Raw genomic sequence first — 21821 nt, 5'->3', positions numbered from 1 at the left:
GTTGACGCGGGAACACTAGCGTCGGGTGGATCGGCGTTCCCACGGGCCTCTAAGCTCAATCGCGCACGACGTCAACGTGACGTCGTAGTGCAGCGCAGTTGGGGCGCCGGTTGACTGGTCGACCGCGCGACGTATGCATAGCGTCCGGTGTTGCGCCTTCGCCATCGCCCGGTCGGCGCCGGGGTCACATGACCGCGCTTTTCGCCGCGAGGTCGACCGGTATCTAGTCATTCGACCGTCACCCGTCTCGCCACGGACCCGGCGCTGGGCACTACGTCCGCGAGCTGGAGTACCTGTGGCTACGTCGGGGGTGACAGGCTTGTCGTGGCACGGTCCATCACCGGTCAGGGCGGTGTATTGGCCCGTAGGGTTCGGCGCAACGTTCGTCGCCGCCCTGCCTTCCATCGGCGACAGCATAATCAGCCTGCGGTGTGGTGTGCTCGAGCCCGAACTCGCCATGCGGCACCGTTTCGATGCGGGAGCGGACCGTGCGAGACTCGGCATCATCACACGCCGCGCCAGCCGGATCGCGATCAGCGCCAACACGAGCGACACTGCGCTCGTGAGCATTTGAGCCGTGTCGGGGATCAACGACAAGCGACTCGCGACGGCCGATGACCACCTCGACGGCCACAAAAGCCACGATAAGGCCCTGCGCTGGCGATAACCATTTGCTGTCCGCGTCCGCCGACACCCCCATCCGCGTGGTTGATGCCATGCCTGGATGCGTTTGGCGGCGCCGAAAGGATTCGCTTCGCCCGTACGATCAGTGGTGGCCGCCACGATAACCTCCGCGGTGGCCACCATAGTAGCCCTCGCCGAACAGCCCACCGAGAAAGCCCCGTGGACGGGGAGCCTCTGCATAGACCGGCCGCGCTGAGAACTGCTGCTGAGGCGGATAGCTTCCCGGGGGCGGTTGCTGGGATTGGGTGGCGTAAAACTTGCCCTCGGCCTCGGCGAGCTGCTCCATCTCGCCGCGGTCAAGGAAAATGCCGCCGCACCCGGTGCACTGATCGATCGTCACCCCGAACCGCTGCACTGGCAGCATCTGCGACACACACCGTGGGCACAGCAGCGTCGATTCCCCAGTCTCCGTTGATCCACGCCTGGACTCCATAGGCCCTCCCTGGTCGAGTACCACCTCCACCCAGACTAACAAAGAATAGTGAAATGCGCATGTATGCATGAAAATTATGTTCTTCGGGTTTGGCTTCCTGCCTATCAGGTGGCCGCCGCGGTGCGCAGGTGGCGACACGCAGGCCGGGCCGGCGTATCAAGCGTCGGGTCTGTTCGCGGCCTAGATGCCAGCCGCGACGTTTCATGGTGTGGTGCATCTTTTTGACTCCGTAGACCGAGTATTTGCCATGCACCTCCCGCAGGTCGGCCATCAGCTGTGCGTCGAGGATTTCGCGATCTGAGGCCGGGTGGGTCCGCGCGGCTCGGTAGCTTCGAGAGGACAGGAATCCCGGGGTTGCTGCCCGCAATACCGCAGATGAGCTCGACCCCGAACTGATCGCGATGTGCATCGAATTGCGCGATCATTTCGGGGTCGAGCTCCACTGCGAAAAACGCAGATGCAGACTTCCAAATCTCGTTGGCTCGTGCAAGTCGGCAACTTCTCGCTTCGGCCGGTGAATCCGGCATGTTCGAAACTCGTCGTGCCGGATCGCTCGCCGGCATCAACCTGGGGCTTACGCCGCCACCGGCGCACCAACTCCTCCGAGACGCCGAGTTGGCTCGGCCACCTACTGGATCGCCTCGAACTCCGACTTGCGAAGCTCCAGCGTGGAGTCCAACAACGGCAACGCACGATCGCGAAACTCCGGCGAATACTGACCGGGCATGCTCCTGATCCTCCAATAAAGACCGGAACAGACCCCGAGGCGGTTCATTTGTTGCCACGGCGGTTCAGTGCCGACGCGATCGCCACGCTGGTTGTAGTGGCGCTGATGCTCGGCAGAGCGTGACAAGTAAGCGCTGGACGGTAGGGGCGCTATCCGCCAACGTCCGAGCCGTCGCTGTTAGCCGGACAGTAGGCCGCGATCGCAGCGCCGATGAAATACCCCGCTTCATGCGCGCTGAGTTGCGCGGCTCGGGCCAGCGGCAGTACTAGCGAGCGTTCGGTATGACCTGTGCTGATATCGCTGCAAACGGTATGAGCGGTCGCGACCGCTTTCTCGGAGTTGGCGACGGGGATTGCGTGACGTTGCAGCGCCGCAATAAAGGCGTCGTCGGTGGCATCGGCCGCGACTGGCGCCGCGACAATCATTGCAGCCACGGACAGCGCTGCGTTTAGCAGCATCGACAATCTTGCGCCGCTCAACGACAGCCGGGGTATGCGCGGCTGGGGCGACGGACGCTTCATTGCCGCTGCCGCTGCCGCGCGTGAGGCAGCCACCGCTGAGGCCGGTTGCTTGAGCTCGTCTTCAGCGGGCGTCGACTGCTCTCGGTCATAGGTAAGCCGACAACGGATCCGACGCGAGCTCTTCGTGACGACTGCCACCGACGACGCGTTGTGCAGGATCGCGGCCCGAACGGGCGACAATGCTGCACCGAGGCCGATCAGCAGCCCCGCGGCGTTGACAGCGCTGGACATTCCGCAATTTTGCCAGATGACTCTGACCGCCGCGGCGCCCAAAACCAAGACATCTGCGATCATACGAGATGTCGTTCGCGAGGGGAATGTCGCGGTCTCCGCGGCGACATCGATGCCGGCCAGGCCCATTGCGATCCCGAGGTCAGCGGTCGCCAGCGCCAGCGCATCGTTGACGCCGTCACCGACCCTCCCGGCGTATCTGTCATTTGGAACGTCGCGCACTGAGGTGAGTTTGTCCTACGGGCATCACCTTGCGCACCACTCGTCGATACCTAGTTACGGGCTACCACCTCGGCGGTGTCAGGGTGATCTCTGGTCAACATGACGATGCGCCGTATCCCGTTAGCCCGCAACCGCGTCAGCACTTCGGCGGCCTCGGGCCGGATTCCGTCGCGCAGGATAATAAGACCTGGTTGCCCAGCAAGAGGTCTGCCGCCCTGGACCGCCACCGCTCGCACGCGCTCTAATCGTCTCAGCTGTGGGTGGGGGTAACCCACGGCAGCGCGCTGAGCACCTACCGTAGAGAGATTGGCAAGATCGTGCTTTGAGTTTGCCAACCTTGAGTGGTGCAATTCGGTGTTGTCGTGGTCGCCGCCATGTAAGTGGGCCCTGCCGGGCAGAGGCGGGCGGCGAGATCGTCGACGCGGTCGCCAATGTCGTCGCGGTCTACCGCATTCGTTCGCGGCCCCTCGATGCCGCGCAGTGAGCGCGTGCAGAATTGCCAACAGCAAACATTGAAACGACGACAGCGTGCCTAACGGTGTCGCCTGTGGTTCAGGTCGAACTCATCAACTCACGGTTGGGCAGGACTATGGCTTGTGTGATTCGCAAGCGGACCGCATCAGCACGGCCGAGCGGGATGGCGTGCCGAGCAAGTCGTCGCAACAACCCAGATATGGGCAGGTCACCCATGTCGGCTGCACTCCGCATTTAGGCCCTATTGTCCGAATCGGTTATCACACAAGGCCGTCGGCTCGCCGCCCGGGGACCGGACCCCATGGTAGCGCGTCGCAGTTGTCAGAACGCCCAAGGGATCCTTTGACTCGCAGCACTTTTGTTGAGTTGCCGATGCACGTTCCAATCGCGTATGCGAGCACCCTCAGATGGTTCGTTTCAAACTGATAATAAAAATGAATATGTTTGATTGAGATTGAGCTCCTGCGGTGACTACGGATCCGGCGCGGCAAATGAACAGTTACTGGCTGAGCAGTGAACAAGCTTTCCGGAGCCTGTGTGATCCGTGTAAGCCTGGCATAACGTGGCCAGGGATCGGCTAAGCGACGAGCGACGGTGGGGGTCACTAGCCGCTGCATGCTGCGATGCAACGTGAATCTGGGGGAGGGCGGGAATGTTGACTGTTTTCGCAAAGCCGGACGCACTGGGTGGTGCTTCCGATGGACTGATGTTCATCAGATCGGGAATGCCCCGCCGGGCCAGCCGCTGCGGGCCCAACGATGCGGTTGTGCCAGCCTCGCCTGACCCGCTGGCGCTGATCACGGTCAACCACTTCGTCAGCCACGCGAATCTGTTCCAGCAGATTAGTGAGCAGGCCGCGGCGGTCCGAGAGCAGTTAGCGGCCACGTTGGGTCGTGACTCTTCGTACGCCACCACTGAGGCCGCCAACGCCGCCGCGGTCGGTTAGGACAAGAACTTAATGGTGGATTTCGCAGCTTTACCGCCGGAGATCAACTCCGCGCTGATGTACGCGGGACCGGGGTCGGGGCCAATGCTGGCCGCCGCCGCGGCCTGGGAAGGGCTGGCCAGCGAACTGGCGGCCGTCGCGTCGTCCTACGCAGGGGTTGTCACCGGCTTGACCGACGGTCCGTGGCTGGGGCCCTCGGCGGCGTCTATGGCGGCAGCAGCCACCCCGCAGATCGCATGGCTGACCACTACCGCCGAGCAGGCCGCGCAAACCGGCGCGCAGGCTGTCGCAGCGGCGGCTGCCTATGAGGCCGCATTTCTGGCGACGGTGCCGCCACCGGTGATCGCAGCCAATCGTGCCCTGTTGGCTGGGTTGTTGGCCACGAATTTCCTGGGCCAGAACACCGCGGCCATCGCCGCCACCGAAGCCCAGTACCTCGAGTTCTGGGCGCAGGACGCGGCCGCGATGTACGGCTACTCGGGTGCTTCGGCGGCGGCAGCGGACCTGCCGGCGCCGACCCCGCAGTACATCGCCACCTCCATCAGCGGCATCGGCAGTCAGATCAACGCCCAGGTGAACGCCCTCAACACTTCTCTCGCGGCAGCGGGGTATCACGATGTGGTGAGAGCGCTGAGTCAGGCGGGCGGGCTGACAAATGCTCCGCCCTGGCTTACCAACCCGCAGGCGGCGCTGGGTTCGACGGGTCTGGCCTGGAATTCCAACGGTGACGGGATTGTCCTTAATGGGGTGTTCGGCGACATTATGGAAGGCATCACCGGCTCGCAAACGATAGATGGCAGCACCGGTTTTGACACTTACATCCGGTTGGTTTCGCCGCTGCGTCTGACTGCCACCGCGATGAAGGACATCGACGGCCTTTTTCACAGCGCGTTCCCCGGCTTCGGAAAGGCCGCTGAGGGTGCCGCCAAGGCCGCCGCTGGCGCCGCGAGCGGCGCGGCTAATGCGTTGCCAAGTCTGGGAAGCGGGTTGGGCGGGATCACTGGAGCGGTCGGTAACGCGGCCAAGGTTGGGGCAGTGTCGGTTCCAGCAAGCTGGACGGCTACTCCGGCGGCAACCCCCATCGCCGTGGCGCTCAATAGCGCTGCTGGTGCGGCTGCCGCAGAACCCGCCACCGCTGCATTCGGCGGGCTGCCGATGGCGCCCGGCGCCGGCACTGGCCGCAGCGTGGCGAACTTCGCCGCTCCCCGCTACGGCTTCAAGCCGACCGTAATCGCGCAACCGCCGTCCGGCGGATAGCACGCAGCCAGGCATGGGTGCGCGCATGCTGTGAGCACACCAACGGAATTCTTGACAACTGCGAGCCAAACGCCTCGCAAAGCGATTGCTGCTTTATAATTGGTGGGGAATTAGCTGGATCGCGACCAAGCGCTGGTTGGTGTGGCATTTGGGGCATGTTTGCGCCGAGGCGGTGGCGTTGTTAGCACTTATCGCCAGCCCGGAAACCTCAGCGGAATCCCGTCAGAGGCGAACTCGCTTACGAGCGGGTAAAGCCTCTACCCGGCAGATTGGCCTGTGACAAATACGCAGCTGACCGCGCGGATCGAAGAATGCCTAGCCGTCTTCTTCCTGCCGATGGAGTAGTTTGCTTAGGCTACTAATTGCGATGTCCGCCTGCGATGAGGAGCGAATGGCGGGTAATTATTTTCAGTACCAGGTACCCCCACCAAACGAAATTCGCGTGCCGGTTGATCCGGAGTCACGTGCGTGAACACACCCGACGGCGCAGTGCTGCTGGATCCTCCGCACCGCGAGAAGCTCGTGGGATTGACGGCCGGACAGCTCCAAGCACTCAATGCACTAAGCGAAGAGCCGGCGACGGGGCGGTGGCTTGAAACATGCTGTGTTACAGACGAAGTCGGTAAACCAGTGCATGTCACCGCTCACCAGTCTCGGCACACGGCAGGCACTCGGTGGATCGACCATGACGTGCCCCATGAAGTGGTCCGACGGCTACTCGACCACACCAACCACACCATGACCGCCGTGTATGCCCGGCCGACCGACAGCACGATTCGTGAGCAGTGGGAACGTGCCCAAAAGATCAACATCCACGGTGAGCCCGTCGACACCACGATCGACGCACCACTCGCCGACGGCGAATGGATTGAACAGAACCTCACTCGCGCGGAGATGGCGCTGCCCAACGGCTATTGCGATCTACCGCTGCAAAAGTCGTGCCCACACGCCAACGCATGCCTGACCTGCCCGCTATTAGTCACGACCGCCGAATTCCCGCCTCACCACCGCAGGCAACTCGATGACACCCGCGCACTGATCGCCCGCGCGGAGACCGACGGCCACACCCGCCCGGCCGAGATGAACCGCACGGTCGAAACCAACCTGATCACCATCATCGCTACCCTCGAAGCCGACCGACACGACTGCCGTTGCGCCATAGCGGTCGGTGAAACATGCTGTGAAAGGACTCATCCGATGCGCCGCAACAACAGCCACCACCTGGTCGAGGCCGCCCAACGCCGTCGCAAAGACACCCTCGAACGCGCCCGACAAGCCCTGCAGAAACTCGGCGAAACCGGCGAGCGGCGCACCGTCACGCAGGTTGCCGCCCACGCTGGCGTCTCCCGCTCATGGCTGTATTCCCAGCCTGAACTGCCTGACCGACTCCGGTGGCCGTTGCAGAGGTCAGGCGGTGGCCCGCCGACGCGAGACGCGAACAGCCACGCGTTGACAGTTTTCGCCGTTGTTCAGGGTTATCGGACACCCTATGGGATTGACGACAACGATACAGTTGTCATCGGCTCGTCACGTCCGATCATCTGTCACGACAGAACTGAAATTCGAACATGTTGCGGCAGAACCGAATTACCGATAATTGCGTCAAGTGCCTTTCCCAGTGCCAACAACTCGCCATCTCGGCGGCTTGTGAGAGTCCACGCAGGACGCGGAGATGCGGCGGTTCAGACAACGCTGGCGCGTTCGATATGGTCGGGGGGTTCGACCTGGATGGTGGGGTGGGTGACGCCGTAGCCGGCGAGGATGTCGTGAGCGGTATCGAGCACGCTGTGCCAGTCCTCATCACGAGGCACAACGAGGTGAGCCGTGGCCGCTTCCATACCGGAGGTGATGGTCCAGATGTGCAAATGATGGACGGCCTCGACGCCGGTGATCGCCGTGAGCCGGCGTTGTACCTCGGCGATGTCGATGTCGGGAGGTGCCACCTCCATGATGATCCGCAGCGCCTGCTTCGTCAGTTGGTAGGTGCGGGGCAGGATGAATAGGCCTATACCAGCGCCGACGATTGCGTCCGCGTACGGCCAGCCCGTGGTCGAAATCACCACGGCGGCGACGATCACGCCCACGGAGCCCAGCATGTCGGAGAGCACCTCCAGATAGGCACCTCGGACATTGAGGCTGTTTTTGGCGCCGGTGGAGAGCAACCGGAAGCTGATTACGTTTACCGCCAACCCGATGACTGCAACTACCAGCATCGGCACGCCCAAAACCTCTGGGGGCTTAAGAATGCGCTGGAAAGCCTGATAGAGCACGTAGCCAGCCACACCGAACAGCAACAGTCCGTTGATCACGGCAGCAAGAACCTCAAGGCGATAGGCACCGTAGGTGCGTTGCCCCGCGGCGGGCTGACTGGCCAAATGGATCGCCGCCAGCGCCAAACCCAATCCCAGCACATCGGTGCCCATGTGCGCGGCATCTGAAATCAAGGCCAACGACCCGGTGAGGATGCCACCTGCTACCTCGGCCAGCATATAGCTGGCGGTCATCGTCAGGGCCAGCGCCAGCCGATTTTTGTGGTCCGCCCCAGCCGAACCGGTCGGCAAGTTCTCTCCCGCAGGCGAACTCTCGTGGCTGTGTCCACCCACCATGACCTCCTCAATCGAGTCGCAGGCCGGTGCCATTCAACATCTTCGGGTTACCAGGCATGGGGTACGGGCTGGCCACGGTATTCCCACCGGTAATCTACGTCGACGACGCAGCATCGTGGTCACTCGGGGGCTATCTCAGGCCGTGCGGACGCCGCACACCGCGTCCATGCAGGGCTGCCCGCGCCTCTAGAGGCGGGCCAAGAAACACAGGCACGTTCAACGCCATCCTTGGCAAGCGCGGCGTGGTGTTGGACCAATAACTTTGACTTGGCGCGCTGCAAAGCGCAAAGATGACCAACATCTCGGCGTTTTCAAGGTTGCGAACGGTCACCATCGTCGCGCTGTCGGCGGCATGGCCGACCAAGGACCGCCTGCAGTCAAAAACCGGGAGGCTGTCGCTCTGGCCAACTCACCTCAATCTCAGAAGCAGCAGGTCGCTGCGATGCAGAACCTCTACGGAAGGCTGTAAACATTCCCCGGCATGCTCCGTCCTGCTTCTGCTCTTAACGTGCTGCGCTCAGCGCGCAGCTCCTCGATAGGCGGGTGAATGCACTTGTTGCGCTCTGTGGCCAAAACATCTACACAGGAACTGGAAGTTGATGACGCCGAGATGACTTGGTAAGCCTCCCGGCACGCACGTGCTGATGGCAATTAGTGTGCGGCCCCACCGGATGGAGACGACCTTGCCCGAGACGGCGATACCTTCGCCCTGGCCCCCCACACCGGCTGTGGTGCTGGGCTACAGCGCGCTGCTAGCTTCTGTCGCCGGCTTCGTCAACGCGGTCGCTTTGCTGGTCTTGGCGTTTCCGGTAGGAAATCTAACCGGGGTGACCACTCAATTGGGGATGACCACCGCCAACCCCTGGCTGTACGAGGGCCACGTGCTCACCGCAATTCTGTTCGGGTTTCTGACCGGCACGGCTGCCGCCGGTGCAATCCTGGCGCGCACGCAGGTCCAGACCGACCGGCGGCACGCCACCGTCCTCGTCGCAGAAGCCGTGCTGCTGCTGCTAGCCGCTGCCGGAGTAGAAGAGGTGTCCGTTAAGGCGGTTATCGCCACGGCGGGAATTGAACAAACCGTTGTGCAGGCGTTGCTCGCCGCCGCTGCGTTGGGCTTGCAAAATGGGCTAACGTCCAGTTTTCACGGTATGGCAATCCGCACTACTCACTTCACCGGCACTGTTACCGACCTTGGACTGATGCTGGGCCGCAGCCGCAGCCACGGGATCGACAAATGGAAAGCTGCCGTCCTAACCGCAACGTTGCTGCTGTTTCTTACTGGCGGGGTCGCAGGAGTCCTCGCCGGCGCTTGGCTCGGCGGATACGCGTTGATCGTCCCAGCCGCGATCTGCGCGGCCGTCGCGGGGGTCAGCGTGCTGCATCGCCGCACGCGGCGCACGCCGCCGACAACGACAGCTCAGGACCCCGTCCCGACAACCGCGCAAGACCGGTAGCGGAGTTGACTCGACAGCAAGTAAAGCACTCAACAGTGACTTGCAGCACGCCGAACGGTGTTCACCACCATCACTGACCCGACCGGGCAACGCACGGCAGACCTGGTCGATCGGGAGTTCAAGACGGCCGCCCCGAACCGGTTGTGGGTCGCCGACATCGTGCGCCGCGAGGCGCTGTTTGACCGAGTGGAGGTGAGAGACCACCACGTTTTCGCTGTCGCAGCAGCGGGTTGAAGCTGAGGGCAGCCTGATCCCCCGGACGGGGGTAAGGGTGGACAGCAGCCCTGACAACGACGAGTCGCACCAGGACTGCCAGATGGTGCGGGCTCGGCTAGCAAGACGGAGAGGTATACGTGAGGAACCAGTGTCCGAACGCCCCTCAAGCGTACCCACCAGCCCTGAACCTGGCGGACATGGGCTGGGTCGCACCGCGTGCCCACCTGACTGAAGTCACCGCGTCCGGTGTAAACGGATGTGGTTGTCCAGGTGGGGAACTCGCCGGATCGGAGAATGTCGTCGGTCCGGGAGGCCATGGTGAAAGCCTGCGGCGTAACCATGGCGATGGTGCAGGGGCATAGCTGGATGCCGATCCCGTCGAACGGTCAACAGTGAACGCGGGAACCCTGCCGTGGGTCCCACTCGAACCGGGCAGCCGGTTCGGGCGAGTGGGAAGGTACCGTCGCCGACTGATGCCGGCGGCAGGGGGCGGAGAGCTCGTAGTAGTCCGAGGCCGGGAAAGCCGGCCACATGGCGAAGGGGCTCAGTTTGATTGCGCAGCAACCGATGCATGGGAAGGAGTCACCGGTGAATACGGGTGTTTCGTGGCCTGCCGATGTCGTTGACACGACGTGGGCATGGCACCGAATACTTGCGATGCAGACGAAGCTGCACCGTTGGGCGACGGCCGATTCCGGCCGACGTTTCGATGATGTGTTCAACCTCGTCTACGATCCTGCGTTCTTGCTGGCGGCGTGGGATCGGGTACGGGGTAACAAGGGCGGCCGCACCGCCGGTGTGGATGGGGTCATTCCCCGCTATGTCCCCGCCGAGGATGTGGCCGAGATGCTCGCCGAGCTTTGTCTGCAGGTGAAGTCCGGGGAGTCCACGCGCTGCCGGTGCGGGAGCGCCGGATCCCTAAAGCGAACGGCAAGACGCGCTCGCTGGGGGTTCCGACGATGACCGACCGGATCATTCAGGCGTCCTTGAAGCTGGTGCTGGAGCCGATCTTCGAAGCCGACTTCGAACCCAGTTCCTACGGGTTCCGGCCGAGACGACGAGCCCAGGACGCGATCGCCGAGATTCACTACTACACAACGGGCAACCGCTCCTATGAGTGGGTGTTCGAGGGTGACATCAAGGCGTGCTTCGACGAGATCGACCACACCGCCCTGATGGAGCGCGTGCGTAGTCGGGTCGTCGATAAACGTGTGCTGGCGCTGATTCGGTCGTTCCTGAAGGCCGGCGTCCTCACCGAGGACGGCCTCAACAGGGACACCCGCACCGGCACTCCGCAAGGTGGGATCTTGTCACCACTGCTGGCCAATATCGTCTTGTCTGTGCTGGACGAGCACTTCACCGCGAAGTGGGAAGCGCTCGGACCGTACTGGACCCGCGCCAAGCATCTGCGCGCCGGGGGCGCGGCGATGAAGCTCATCCGCTATGCCGATGACTTTGTTGTCCTCGTCCGCGGACCCCGCGCCGAGGCTGAAGCGCTGCTCGGCGAAGTGGCCATAGTGCTGGCTCCGATGGGTCTGCGCCTGTCGGAGGAGAAGACCCACCTGACCCATATCGATGACGGGTTCGACTTCCTGGGCTGGCGTATCCAGCGCCGGACCTGGCAAGGACGCTGCGGAATCAAGAAGACGGTTTACACCTATCCCTCGAAGAAGTCTCTGGCTTCGATCAAGGAGAAGATCCGTCTCTTGACTCGCCGGAACGCCCATCGCACGCTCGCAGATCTCTTGCGTCGGCTCAATCCGGCCATCAGAGGCTGGTGCACGTACTTCCAGCATGGGGTATCCAAGCGAACCTTCTCCTACGTCGACCACTTCGCCTTCTGGCGCATCGTCGGCTGGCTGAAGAACGCCACCCCAAACTCAACGTGCACACCGTGATCCGCCGCTACCTGCCCGGGTGGCACATCGCGGCGGACGGTATCGAGTTCTTCAGCGCACCCACGGTCCCAGTGACCCGGTATCGCTACCGAGGAACCCGGATCCCGAACCCATGGACGAGCATCCCAGCGGCATGAATCAGAGGGAGAGCCGGATGCTCAGGAATGGGCACGTCCGGTTCGGAGGGCGGGCCGGGGAAACCCACCAGCCGCAAGGCTGACAGGGCGCCCCGGTCCGACCCCTACACCTTTGTGCGCACCTGGCAGGGATTCTGCTACACCGCCTTCGGCACCGACGCCTGCAGCCGAAAGGTCTCCGGTTGCGCCGTCGCAGCCAGTATGCGCACCGAGGACCTGCCGCTGCAGGCATTCAATCATGCTGTGTGGCAGGCCAACTCAGATCTATGTGAGTTGGTTCATCATTTCGGCCGCGGATCGCAGGCTGGATTCAATCGGTGGTCGCAACACCGGCTCGATGGAGCGAGTTTAGATGTTCATTGAAGGCTTCGGCAGGAGTGCGCCAGCCGAGGGTTATGCGGGGCGGGTGTTGAGGGTGTGAGCGATGGCCGCGATGTCATTGGTATTCTCGTTCGTGCCGCGCTGCCACGGACTCTTCGGATCAGCGAAGTACACCTTGACACCCGAGGCGATCGAGAACTGGGCATGCGCCGACAGTTCCTTGCCACGGTCCCAGGTCAGCGATCGGCGCAGCTCGGCGGGCAGTGTGGTGATCGTCTGTTCCAGGGCGGTGGCCATGGTGATCGCGCCGTAGCCGGCCAAAGCTGGGCCGTTCGTGGTCCGCGGGATCACCCCATATCCAACTTCGCGCGGGAGGTAGATTCAGCATGGTGAACCTGCTGGTGCGCTCCACCAGAGTACCGATTGCACTGCGCTGCAACCCAATTAGAAGATCGCCCTCCAAATGACCCGGAACTGGGCGATCGGCCACCTCGGGTGGACGTTGGCTGATCAAGGTTTCCGGGGTGACGTGTGCCCACGCCTTGGACCGGGTCCGCGCCCGGGGCACCCGCAACGCTCGGCCCCGGCGCAAGCAGCTGACCAGATCCCGTTTCAGCGCCCCGCGCGATTCGACATATAGAGTCTGGTAGATGGCCTTCGTGGCTGATCCGCATGGTCTCATCATCGGGGGACTCCACCGGCAAGCGACGGGCGATCTGCTCGGGACTCCACGCCTGAACCCAGGCTCGATCACCACGGTGGGCTTGTTGCGGCCCTTGCACGGCGAGCTGGCGGGACCGACCATGACGTGGCCATCAGCATCTCGCACCACCTCGGAGAGCTTGTCCTGGACGTAGTGGCGTAGCCGATCGTTGGTAACCAGCTTGGCCGTCTTCGGCCGGCGGGCCCGTCGCTCGGCATGCCACTGAGCGGTCGACGCCTTGTACTCGACTCGGTAGGTTCGGGTCGAGGCGTTGCAGCGCAGCTCCCGCGATATTGTCGACGGTGCCCCGCTCGAGTCGTCGCGCAATTTCACGGACACCGGCACCCTGTAGTTCATTGAGCTGTCACCGCGATCGAATGAACGCACGAAAAGACCACCGACGCGACGCGCCGGTGGTCCCATAATTGGCGATCCAGGTGGTCCCATCACCCTGGCAACAATCAGGTCACACTGGTCCCATCCTCATGGCAAGCGACAGGTCTTTAGTCCCTACCGGGGTGGGGTATGCGTATGACACCGTTTCGAAGCATGACAGGATCACACTCTTTCCCAGTTGAACCGACCACCGCGACAGAGCACGCTGACTACGGGGAGCGACTCAAGCAACCCAATCGGGTAGTCCAGTTCGCAGCATGGATTGGCATAGTTGCTGGCATAGTGCTCTCGGTTGCAGTCATCTTTTTCTCGGGGTTCTTTCTTGGCTGGTCAACGGGCAGCCACTATGGCTGGCACCGAGGCCATGACGCCGGAATGGACCACAGCTGTTCGATGACGGGGCACATGAAAGAACCCGGGCCCCGATGACTTTAACTGGGGCCCCTCAAAGACGGCACCCCAGACCCCGCAGCCATAGCCACTGACCATCGGTACGCTGTTGACGGCGTGGTGACAATTCCCTTACCGGCTGGGTGCCAGATAGTCACTCTTATTGGGACTGTCTGAAAAACGGTGGATCTGATCTTGGTCTGACGCGCCGGGCGTGAGCTTGGCGGGAAGGACTGACGATGTCAGAAACACTCGATCCCGTGGTGAGGGAATTGGATCAGCGGCAGCTCGCTGAGCAGCTGCTGGCGCAGGCGAAGGAACAAGGTGTCGAGCTGGTCGGTCCGAGTAGGCTACTGAATCAGTTGACCAAGAACGTGCTCGAGACCGCGCTGGATGCGGAGATGGCCGAGCATCTGGGCTATGACAAGCACGACCCGGCTGGGCGGGGCAGCGGCAACTCCCGCAACGGCACCCGGGCTGAGGCGGTGCTGACCGAGATCGGCCCGGTCGAGATCGAAGTGCCCCCCGAGACACCAACAGCTCGTTTGACCCGCAGATCGTCAAGAAGCGTCAGCGGCGGCTGGCCGGGATCGATGAGATCGTCTTGTCGCTGACGGCAAAGGGATTGACGACCGGTGAGGTCGCCGCACACTTCGCCGAGGTCTACGGCGCCACGGTGTCTAAGGACACCATCAGCCGCATCACTGACAAGGTCGTCGGGGAGATGACCGAGTGGTGCAACCGGCCGCTGGAGCCGGTGTATCCGGTGGTGTTCATCGATGCGATTCATGTGAAGATCCGCGACGGGCAAGTCACCAACCGGCCCGTCTACGTCGCGGTCGGGGTCTCCTGCGCCGGCGAGCGCGACATTTTGGGGCTGTGGGCCGCGAGGGCGGTGAGGGTGCGAAGTTCTGGTTGTCGGTGCTCACCGAGATCAAGAACCGCGGTGTGGGTGATGTGTGCATCGTGGTCTGCGACGGGCTTAAAGGGCTGCCCGAGGTGGTCAACACCGTGTGGGATCGCGCCCTGATCCTGACCTGCGTAATCCATCTGCTGCGCAACACCTTTCGCTACGCCTCACGCAAATACTGGGATCAGATCGCTAAAGATATCCGGCCGGTCTACACCGCGGCGACCGAGGTTGCGGCCAAGGAACGCTTCGTCGAGTTCACCGCCACATGGGGTCCGCAGTATCCGGCGATCATCCGGCTGTGGGAGAACGCCTGGAGCGAAATCGTGCCGTTCCTGGATTACAACGTCGAGATACGCCGCGTCATCTGCAGCACCAACGCCGTGGAGTCGATCAACGCCCGCTACCGGCGCGCTATTCGTGCCCGCGGGCACTTCAAGACCGAACAGGCTGCGATGAAATGCCTTTATCTCGTGACCCGTTCCCTAGACCCCACCGGCCGCGGCAAGGCACGATGGGCAATGAGGTGGAAGCCCGCGCTCAATGCGTTCGCGATCACCTTCAACGGCCGGATCACCCCGACCGGCAACTAACCAATGCCAGGGTCGGATCCACCGTTAATCGGACAGTCCCCTCTTATTGTTATCGCGAGGGCATGGGCATGCTTGGCATGGGGGACGTGCTCGGCATTGGTGGCGATGACGGCATGTGAGGCATTGGGCTCATACTTGGTATCGGAGCGGTTGAGCCCATACACGGCATCTTTTTCATATCGTCCTCCATGGTCTTCATCTGTGCTTCCATTGGTGCACAGCAACTCTTCGCGGGGTGCCAGCTCGAGGGTGCGAACAGCATAAATAGACCGGCTGCAACGATAAAGATCCCTACCATGATCCCTGTCACGGCGAGCGTCGGGTACAGCCAGCGTGCCCGAGCTGGGCGCGTGGTAGTAGGACTAGTGGTGCCTGCGTCTGTCACAGCTTGGTCCGGGGTGGGTTGGTCAGGGTCCGACATGGTGAGTCCTTCTGAGTTGCGCCGACTGATGTATTGCTGCAGTAGTGGAAAGTCCATGCCCACGGTGCGTCCGGTCGGTTACTGGGGCGCTGGGCGAGCGGAGGGGCGACGTCGGGTGCACGCCAGCCTGGGGTTCTGGCTATGTGCCCCAGGCTGATTCACCGCGGGGAGGGGCAAATCGGGGCCGCTCACATGCCAGCGCAGCAAGATGGGGGATAGATGAGCAGGTACACGCCTGCTGTGATGATGAAGATGCCGACTGCGATACCGACCATCGCGAGGGTTTGGTAAAGCCAGTGAGACTGAACTGAGGCGGTGGGCGCTGTGACTGTCCTCATTGGATTCCTTCGGTTCGGCAACGCTGCTGAACGTACTATACTACTTAGTAGGTCAGTATGTTAGCCGTGCGAGGCGCCACTCCCATCCGGAGTTCAGATGATTTGTTTTGGGGAAGGCGCGCACGCGGTGTCGTTGCTCTCGCATCGGTGCGCATCACAAACCTGATGGGTTCGAACCGTTTTTGTGCCGCGCACACTCGGTCATCACCGCTACATTCCACACATCATGACGCCCGAAGCGGCCAGTGCCGCGATCGTGAGGGGCGCGGCAACCATGACCGCGATGAGGCTGATCAATGCTGCGCGGGCGCGTGCTTGCGCAACGCCTCCCGGTGGCGTGGCGAGCCGGTCGACGCGAGCCAGCACGGCCACATCGGCGGCCGCCAAGGTCCCGGCCGGTGTGGCACGGCACATGGTGATCAAACCAGACAGCAACACCTCCGAGCCGTGTCGGCGGGCCGAGGCGTCGTCGGCGCACATCTCCAGCAGGCGCGACACCTCGGCGGCGCCTTGGTGCATCAGGCCCAGCCTCGGGAAGACCGCGGCCAGACCGCGCAGCGCTGTGACCGCCAGAAAGTGGTGTCCCTGCAGGTGGGCCCGTTCATGGGCAAGCACGGCGGCCAGCTGTTGATCGTCGAGCGCGGAGAGGGCACCGCTGGTCACTACGATGGCCGGCGGCCGACCCGAGACGCAGTAGGCGAGCGGCGCGTTGGCCTGCACCACCAGGTAGGCGTCTGCATTGTGATGTCCGACCAGACGCACAGCCGCGGCATGCGCGAAGGCCCGCGCGCGCATCCGCGCTACGGTCCTGGCCAGTCGCACGCTGCAGACCACGGCCAGCAGCACCAGCGTCACTGCTATGACGCCCAGCGCGGTCGGTGCCAGCCCGGCGTTGTCACTGACGATGACGTGCAGCCAGGTCAGACACGAATGGAGGAGCGCTCGCGGGTAGCGCCAGTGGATGACCAGATCGACCAAGATCATCCCCGCTGCCGCCAGCCAGCTCAGCAACACCGTGCCGATGGCGAGCAACCACGCCGCAACCCCCCACCGGGGCACAAGTCCATGGCGGGTCAACGCGCCCAGCGACGGCGGTCCCGCGATGAGCATGGCAACGCTATACGACAGAAGGCAGACCGCGACGATCACCGCTGAGCTACCCTCACTTCGATCGCCGCCGCAGTGCAGCACGTAGCCGCGCCGATTCCTCCGGGCCGATCTGCGCGACGAAGTGGTGAAGCACTAGATCAGGGTGCCCGCCCCCGTCCAGCGCCTCGCGCATCAGACGAGCGCTGTGCTGTTCGCGGGACAAAGTGGCCCAGTATTTGTAAGCCTTACCCGCACGTTCTCGCCTCAGCCAGCCCTTGGTGTGCAGGTTGTCCATCGTGGACATCACCGTCGTATAGGCAATAGTGCGTTCGGCTGCCAGTTCGTCGAACACCTCGCGCACCGTAGTCGGGACGATCGGGTCGCGGCTCCAAATCCGGTCCATGACGACCGCTTCCAGCTCCCCGAATCCTCGAATCCTCAAAGCGGCCTCCCGAGGTGGCGGCATTGGTCGTCGTGCTGCGCTTGATGCTGCGCGGCATCGACGACCGGATAAGTACCCTCCGTACGTAGATAGTAAGGCAGGCGGGGCGGCAGCACAGTGCCACCGGTAGGCCGCTATGGCCCCGACGCCCCGCGCAAAAAGGCCACCAGTCCAACCCCACGCCAGCATGACGCGACACCCCAGTGTCCGCCAAATGACGACACAGCGACGGGATACATCATGTCGATCGCTAAGGCTAGCCCCGCCGGCGAGCGCTCCGGACGGGTCGCGACACACGCTGTGGGACGGCGCCCCGAACCCGATCCTCAATCGCCCGCCGGCCGTCGACGCGAAATCCTTCGCTGCCGGGGCGGGAACGCGCACCAGTGTCGACCCACACCGCGCCGACGTTCACCACCCGGCGGGTGGCGGTGCCGGCGCGCCGAATGTCAACGCCGCAAACATGATTGCGATTCAGACTGATCCTATCTACTATCTCTGTACCTAGGTAGTAACACTTCGTGGACACGGCTCACGGCCGTGACGAAGGGAGGGCCGTGTCCGAGGGTCCGCCGACAGCGCCGACAGCGCCTGCGCATCGCCGATGATCTGCGGGCCAGGATGAGTCTTGACGTCTGTCCAACTCGGCGCGTTCAAAGCAATGCGGTGGGGGAGACGCTGGCCGCCGAGGCCGAGCTCATCACAGCGTGGCTCGATCAGGGTACAACGCTGCAGACCGTGCACGGTCTGCTAAGCAGGCGCGGGGTCGTGGTGCCTTTTCGGGCGCTGCGCCAGTATGCAGCGGAGCAATTGAAGATAGGGCGCCAACAAGACATCCTGTCGCTGTCCGCGTGCGAGCCGGGGCGCATGGTGCAAGTCGTTCTCGGCCGGCTCGGCATGCTGACCGACACGACAGACGGGCGGCGTCGAGTGACGCACGGGCTGATCTTCACTGCGGTGTACTCCCGACAGATCTTTGTGTACCCGATGTATCGACAGACACCCAGCGCGGTCATCGAGGGATTCGAGGCCGCGTGGGAATTTTTCGGCGGGGTGTTCGCGGTGGCGGTGCCCAACAATATTGCGGCCATCGTCGACCGCGCCTACGGCACTGCCCCGGCGCTGAGCGACGTGTTCCGCGATTACGCCGACGCGCGGTGCTTCACCGTGACCCTCACCGGGACGCGCCACCCGCATGACATACCGCCAGTGGAACACAACATCGCCTACGTGCGCTCAGAATTCTTTGCGCGCGTGCCATTTCGGGATCTCGCCGACTGCCGTGGACAAGCAAAGTACTGGTGTGCCGCGGTCGCCGGACTGCGGGTGCACAGCACCACTGGATGGCGCCCCGCGCAGGTCTTCGCCGCCGACGAGCGGCCCACCCTGGCCCCCCCACCGGACGCAGTGTTCAGCATCCCGACCTGGACCCACCCCAGGGTCGCCCCGAGCGGGCAGGTGCGGGTCGCCAAAGCCTTCTACAGCGCGCCCGGCGAACTGGTCGGACGCCGACTCGACGCCCGCGCCGATGCGCGCACGGTCAGTTTGTACTGGCGCGGCCAACTAATCGGGGTCCATGACGTTGCGCGGTGTGGTGGTCGGCGCACCAACTTCACGGACGGGTCGCTGTAAACCAGGTGTGCAAAAGTGAGACCCGAACGCAGCGCAGGCTAGCTGCCTCCGTGCTCAGGCGGCGGCGCCGGTGCGGGCTAGACGCTGCGCGGCGCAACCGGTCCCGCGCTGGGAAGCCGGCGCGCTGGACGGACGCCGTCCGTGACACGCTGATCTCAACGACCGCGGCGGTCACCATCTTCGGGCCGCTCCACCACCGATAAAACCATCCCAGACGAACATTCACGCACGACTAGCCCGGCGGACCCTCCGAATGCGGCAGCGAACTCACGCCGGCCTGAGGATCGCAGCAACCCCGTCACCAGCGGGGCCAGCGCCACCGTGGTGGCGGTGAAGTGGGGCCTCGGGTTGACGGTTCGACAGGCCGGGTACGCAAATGCTTATGCAGCGCCGCTCTGACGTGCGGATACACCGGCAGCTCGGCTTGGAGGCCGACCGCAGCAATAATGCGCGCCACGATGGGATGGCTGCTGACCAGGCGCAGCTGAACGCCCTGGTTGCGGCAATGTTCCAAGGCTTCGACCAAGACGCCAAAGCCGCACACCGCCATAAAATCCACTCCATTGGTCTCGACGATGAGAGGGCCCGGTGCGGCGGTAGCGCGCACAGTGTCGCGCAGCAGCAGCCTCCAGGTCCGCACATTGCTCGCGTCGATCTCCCCGCTGGCGTGCACCATCATCGCCGAGCCGATGCGCTCGGTGGTGGCTCGCAACATGCCGTCTTCCGTGCTCACGACAGGGCCTAGCGCGTCGCGGATTGCGGGGCGGGATCAAACATTTCAGTGCAGCACACAACATTCCCCTTAAGGTGTGCCATGGAAAAGTGTGAAGGGATGCTTGCCCCTGCGCTGCTTAAGGGCCCGGACCCGGGTGTGTCTCACCGGGTGATTCGTGTTGTTAAACCCGTGAGGGTTACCCGTACCCCGGAAGGGTTTACGTGGGAGGCGTGCCGCGCTACCTTACCTCCGAAGGGTTTCTCGTGTAAACGGGTAGCCGGATTTCACTTGTGGGGACGTCACTACCGTGGTAGCGCTCCGGCGGGAGGGTTGAACGTGGATCAGAGGTCTCGATCCAAGAACCCGGCCGTCAACTGCAGACGCTGCAGTACACGGTCGCGACACAGAATACGGGCATTGAGTCCGCGGGTGCACGGGGACTAAGTCGCGTGCCACATTTCCCGTATTGGCCAGCCTCCGGAATCCGCCTCGGGTGGCGACTTAGAAGTCCAAGCCCTCTCACCGATGCCGTCGTTGACGATCTCTGCGAGGTCGAAAAAGCTGTAGCCCAGTTCATCAGTGCCTATTGCCACGGCAACGCGGTAGCAATCACCCGCGTTCGCGGCGGCCACGGATGGCGCGAATTCACCCTCTCAAGCGGCAACGTCATATCGTATCGATGGAATATAATTTTGCGCGATTTTCGTTGCGCCGCATGCGGACACGACACCCGTGATGAAACGTACAGGGTGAACGACCGAGTATGGGCGGCAGCGGGAAACATCGGCGGCCAACTTTGTATCAGCTGTCTTGAACGGCGCTTACACCGGCCACTGGTACCCTGCGACTTTGTCAGTGACGACGACCTACACAGAGACCGACCAGCCTCGCCGCGCGTGACCGACCCCTCACATCGTCCGCCCGACGCGCGCCCGAACATTCGCTTCGATGCCCCGATTGGAAGCGTCGACCTGCGCGCTTTCGACGACGCAGGGATTGCCTATGAGATCCTAGCGTGCCCGGACTGTCTGCCCTGGCGTGCAGAAGTGGTGCGCGATCCGCAAACAAATGAGATCCTCATTCGCGAGTGGCATGCAGTCGATTGCGAGCTTTTTCAAGAACTGATCCGCGATGACCACCTCCGCTGACCCATCGGCAACGTGAGCTAGGCGCCCCTCCAACGGAGCGCGGTGTCGCCGCCACCGAAGTAATGATTAGCGGCTGCAGCGCGACGATGCGCTGATCCGGGCGGCCGTCGCGTGCCGGGCATTCGTGGTCCGCCAACGTGCTGCATGACCGCACAGCCGCTCACCGGGCTCCTGGCTAGGGTCTGTTAAAGCCCGACGGTCAGGGTCCTACGGATGGTTGCACGCCGAGGTCACAATCCGCCCGCCGCCCAGGCTCTCCATGGCGGCTTGTTCTGCCGCGGCGCGCGTATAGCCGGTTGCTCCTTGAAACTTGGAGCCGTCGTAGGCGACTGCGCCGCATCGGGTGAAGCTACTGAGGACGGTGCAGCTATTCACGCCGCACTCCCGAAGGGCCGTTATCTCCGCGAGCGTTGAAGATACCTTGCGCCGCGCGATGCCGACCTCACCGGTGGGTGCATATGCGATCGCCCCGTAGTAGATGCGAGGCGGGATGGGCAGCTCGGGGATCGAAACGTCATGGGCGCCAGCCGTTGCCACCAGCGTGACGCTTGTCGCGGCGACAGCGGCCAGCCCGGCTACCCCTAATGCGGCCCGACGCATGAGTTTGGTCGTCATATCCTTGCTCCTTCCCAGAAATTGTTTACCTGGTGACCTCAACTATCCCGGCGCGTACCCCACAGGGGTAGGGTACAAAGTCCTTCGGTGAGCCCACACATGGTCATCACGACCGTTGTGTCGCATTGGATCCGGCGACGAAGACGTCGGAGTCAGACCGCTTATCAGTAATTGGTGCTACTAAGGCGGGTAAGTATGCGTGTTGAACTGCGTATTCATCATGCGATACGTGTATCCTACGATGGTGAAGGATGCAGGATATCGCGGTTCGCGCCACGCCGGTGGTGTTGCTTGCCTAGACT

At 63.1% G+C, this 21821-nt stretch carries 18 protein-coding genes and 3 pseudogenes; 10 read left to right on the top strand and 11 right to left on the bottom strand.

The features are described 5' to 3' along the window. Nucleotides 1-337 precede the first annotated feature (337 nt). The 5 genes and pseudogenes from AC5Y3Z_RS18000 to AC5Y3Z_RS17980 all read right to left on the bottom strand — a co-directional run. Complete coding sequence (locus AC5Y3Z_RS18000) at nt 338-718, bottom strand: hypothetical protein (protein ID WP_463828089.1); 381 nt, start codon at nt 716-718, stop codon at nt 338-340. 48 nt (nt 719-766) lie between these two features. Beyond that, nucleotides 767-1057, bottom strand: coding sequence for a TFIIB-type zinc ribbon-containing protein (locus tag AC5Y3Z_RS17995; RefSeq protein WP_463828088.1), 291 nt, complete (start codon nt 1055-1057; stop codon nt 767-769). Next, nucleotides 981-1388: a hypothetical protein gene (locus AC5Y3Z_RS17990; RefSeq protein WP_463828200.1), complete on the bottom strand. Its 408-nt coding sequence runs from the start codon at nt 1386-1388 to the stop codon at nt 981-983. Before AC5Y3Z_RS17990 ends, AC5Y3Z_RS17995 begins: the two co-directional genes overlap by 77 nt. A gap of 605 nt (nt 1389-1993) precedes the next feature. Continuing rightward, the gene (locus AC5Y3Z_RS17985; RefSeq protein ID WP_463828199.1) at nt 1994-2269 is read right to left on the bottom strand and encodes a DUF732 domain-containing protein; all 276 of its coding nucleotides are present in this window, start codon (nt 2267-2269) and stop codon (nt 1994-1996) included. Between the two features lie 189 nt (nt 2270-2458). Further along, nucleotides 2459-3006: pseudogene (locus AC5Y3Z_RS17980) on the bottom strand (HAD-IC family P-type ATPase); the annotation flags it as partial. Nucleotides 3007-3944: 938 nt separating this feature from the next. Between AC5Y3Z_RS17980 and AC5Y3Z_RS17975 the strand changes: the two are divergent. From AC5Y3Z_RS17975 to AC5Y3Z_RS17965, 3 genes are all read left to right on the top strand, one after another. Continuing rightward, on the top strand, nt 3945-4238 hold the full coding sequence (locus AC5Y3Z_RS17975) for a PE domain-containing protein (protein WP_463828087.1): 294 nt from the start codon (nt 3945-3947) through the stop codon (nt 4236-4238). Between the two features lie 12 nt (nt 4239-4250). Next, nucleotides 4251-5495 carry a PPE family protein gene (locus AC5Y3Z_RS17970; protein ID WP_463828086.1) on the top strand — a complete coding sequence of 415 codons (1245 nt, stop codon included), beginning with the start codon at nt 4251-4253 and terminating at the stop codon, nt 5493-5495. 468 nt (nt 5496-5963) lie between these two features. After that, nucleotides 5964-7247: a DUF6262 family protein gene (locus AC5Y3Z_RS17965; RefSeq protein WP_463828085.1), complete on the top strand. Its 1284-nt coding sequence runs from the start codon at nt 5964-5966 to the stop codon at nt 7245-7247. On the opposite strand, the gene AC5Y3Z_RS17960 is transcribed toward AC5Y3Z_RS17965, so the two are convergent. Beyond that, complete coding sequence (locus AC5Y3Z_RS17960) at nt 7178-8101, bottom strand: cation diffusion facilitator family transporter (RefSeq protein WP_463828198.1); 924 nt, start codon at nt 8099-8101, stop codon at nt 7178-7180. The two genes, AC5Y3Z_RS17965 and AC5Y3Z_RS17960, sit on opposite strands and share 70 nt — an antisense overlap. 671 nt (nt 8102-8772) lie before the next feature. Between AC5Y3Z_RS17960 and AC5Y3Z_RS17955 the strand changes: the two genes are divergently transcribed. The 4 genes from AC5Y3Z_RS17955 (at nt 8773) to ltrA (ending at nt 11669) form a co-directional block, all read left to right on the top strand. After that, the gene (locus AC5Y3Z_RS17955) at nt 8773-9555 is read left to right on the top strand and encodes a YoaK family protein (protein ID WP_463828084.1); all 783 of its coding nucleotides are present in this window, start codon (nt 8773-8775) and stop codon (nt 9553-9555) included. A 57-nt stretch (nt 9556-9612) separates the two neighbouring features. Next, nucleotides 9613-9789 (top strand): hypothetical protein, encoded by a 177-nt coding sequence (locus tag AC5Y3Z_RS17950; RefSeq protein WP_463828205.1) that lies wholly within the window; start codon nt 9613-9615, stop codon nt 9787-9789. Nucleotides 9790-10428: 639 nt separating this feature from the next. Further along, a complete protein-coding gene (locus tag AC5Y3Z_RS17945; RefSeq protein WP_463828204.1) occupies nt 10429-10734 on the top strand; it encodes a hypothetical protein in 306 nt (101 codons plus the stop codon). After that, on the top strand, nt 10671-11669 hold the full coding sequence (ltrA, locus tag AC5Y3Z_RS17940; protein WP_463828197.1) for a group II intron reverse transcriptase/maturase: 999 nt from the start codon (nt 10671-10673) through the stop codon (nt 11667-11669). Before AC5Y3Z_RS17945 ends, ltrA begins: the two co-directional genes overlap by 64 nt. Before the next feature lie 447 nt (nt 11670-12116). On the opposite strand, the pseudogene AC5Y3Z_RS17935 reads toward ltrA, so the two are convergent. Next, a pseudogene (locus AC5Y3Z_RS17935) lies at nt 12117-13179 on the bottom strand (IS30 family transposase); the annotation flags it as partial. Nucleotides 13180-13855: 676 nt separating this feature from the next. On the opposite strand from AC5Y3Z_RS17935, the pseudogene AC5Y3Z_RS17930 reads away from it, so the two are divergent. Further along, a pseudogene (locus AC5Y3Z_RS17930) lies at nt 13856-15119 on the top strand (IS256 family transposase). Nucleotides 15120-16088: 969 nt separating this feature from the next. Here AC5Y3Z_RS17930 and AC5Y3Z_RS17925 read toward each other — a convergent pair. Together AC5Y3Z_RS17925 and AC5Y3Z_RS17920 are read right to left on the bottom strand one after the other, a co-directional pair. Further along, complete coding sequence (locus tag AC5Y3Z_RS17925; protein ID WP_463828083.1) at nt 16089-16988, bottom strand: M56 family metallopeptidase; 900 nt, start codon at nt 16986-16988, stop codon at nt 16089-16091. A 52-nt stretch (nt 16989-17040) separates the two neighbouring features. Further along, nucleotides 17041-17409 carry a BlaI/MecI/CopY family transcriptional regulator gene (locus tag AC5Y3Z_RS17920; RefSeq protein ID WP_463828082.1) on the bottom strand — a complete coding sequence of 123 codons (369 nt, stop codon included), beginning with the start codon at nt 17407-17409 and terminating at the stop codon, nt 17041-17043. A 666-nt stretch (nt 17410-18075) separates the two neighbouring features. Between AC5Y3Z_RS17920 and AC5Y3Z_RS17915 the strand changes: the two genes are divergently transcribed. Further along, nucleotides 18076-19041 (top strand): Mu transposase domain-containing protein, encoded by a 966-nt coding sequence (locus AC5Y3Z_RS17915; protein ID WP_500001840.1) that lies wholly within the window; start codon nt 18076-18078, stop codon nt 19039-19041. 298 nt (nt 19042-19339) lie between these two features. Here the strand turns inward: AC5Y3Z_RS17915 and AC5Y3Z_RS17910 are convergent, their stop codons facing one another. Continuing rightward, entirely contained in the window at nt 19340-19774 is a 435-nt protein-coding gene (locus AC5Y3Z_RS17910) for an anti-sigma factor antagonist (RefSeq protein ID WP_500001839.1), read from the bottom strand. An 878-nt stretch (nt 19775-20652) separates the two neighbouring features. On the opposite strand from AC5Y3Z_RS17910, the gene AC5Y3Z_RS17905 reads away from it, so the two are divergent. Beyond that, nucleotides 20653-20904, top strand: coding sequence for a hypothetical protein (locus AC5Y3Z_RS17905; RefSeq protein WP_500001838.1), 252 nt, complete (start codon nt 20653-20655; stop codon nt 20902-20904). Between the two features lie 207 nt (nt 20905-21111). On the opposite strand, the gene AC5Y3Z_RS17900 is transcribed toward AC5Y3Z_RS17905, so the two are convergent. Beyond that, nucleotides 21112-21519 carry a DUF4189 domain-containing protein gene (locus AC5Y3Z_RS17900; protein ID WP_500001837.1) on the bottom strand — a complete coding sequence of 136 codons (408 nt, stop codon included), beginning with the start codon at nt 21517-21519 and terminating at the stop codon, nt 21112-21114. Nucleotides 21520-21821 lie beyond the last annotated feature (302 nt).

Source organism: Mycobacterium sp. NGS61 (assembly GCF_059812325.1).
The sequence above is the reverse complement of the archived record's forward strand: the minus strand, read 5'-3'. Positions and strand labels throughout refer to the sequence as shown.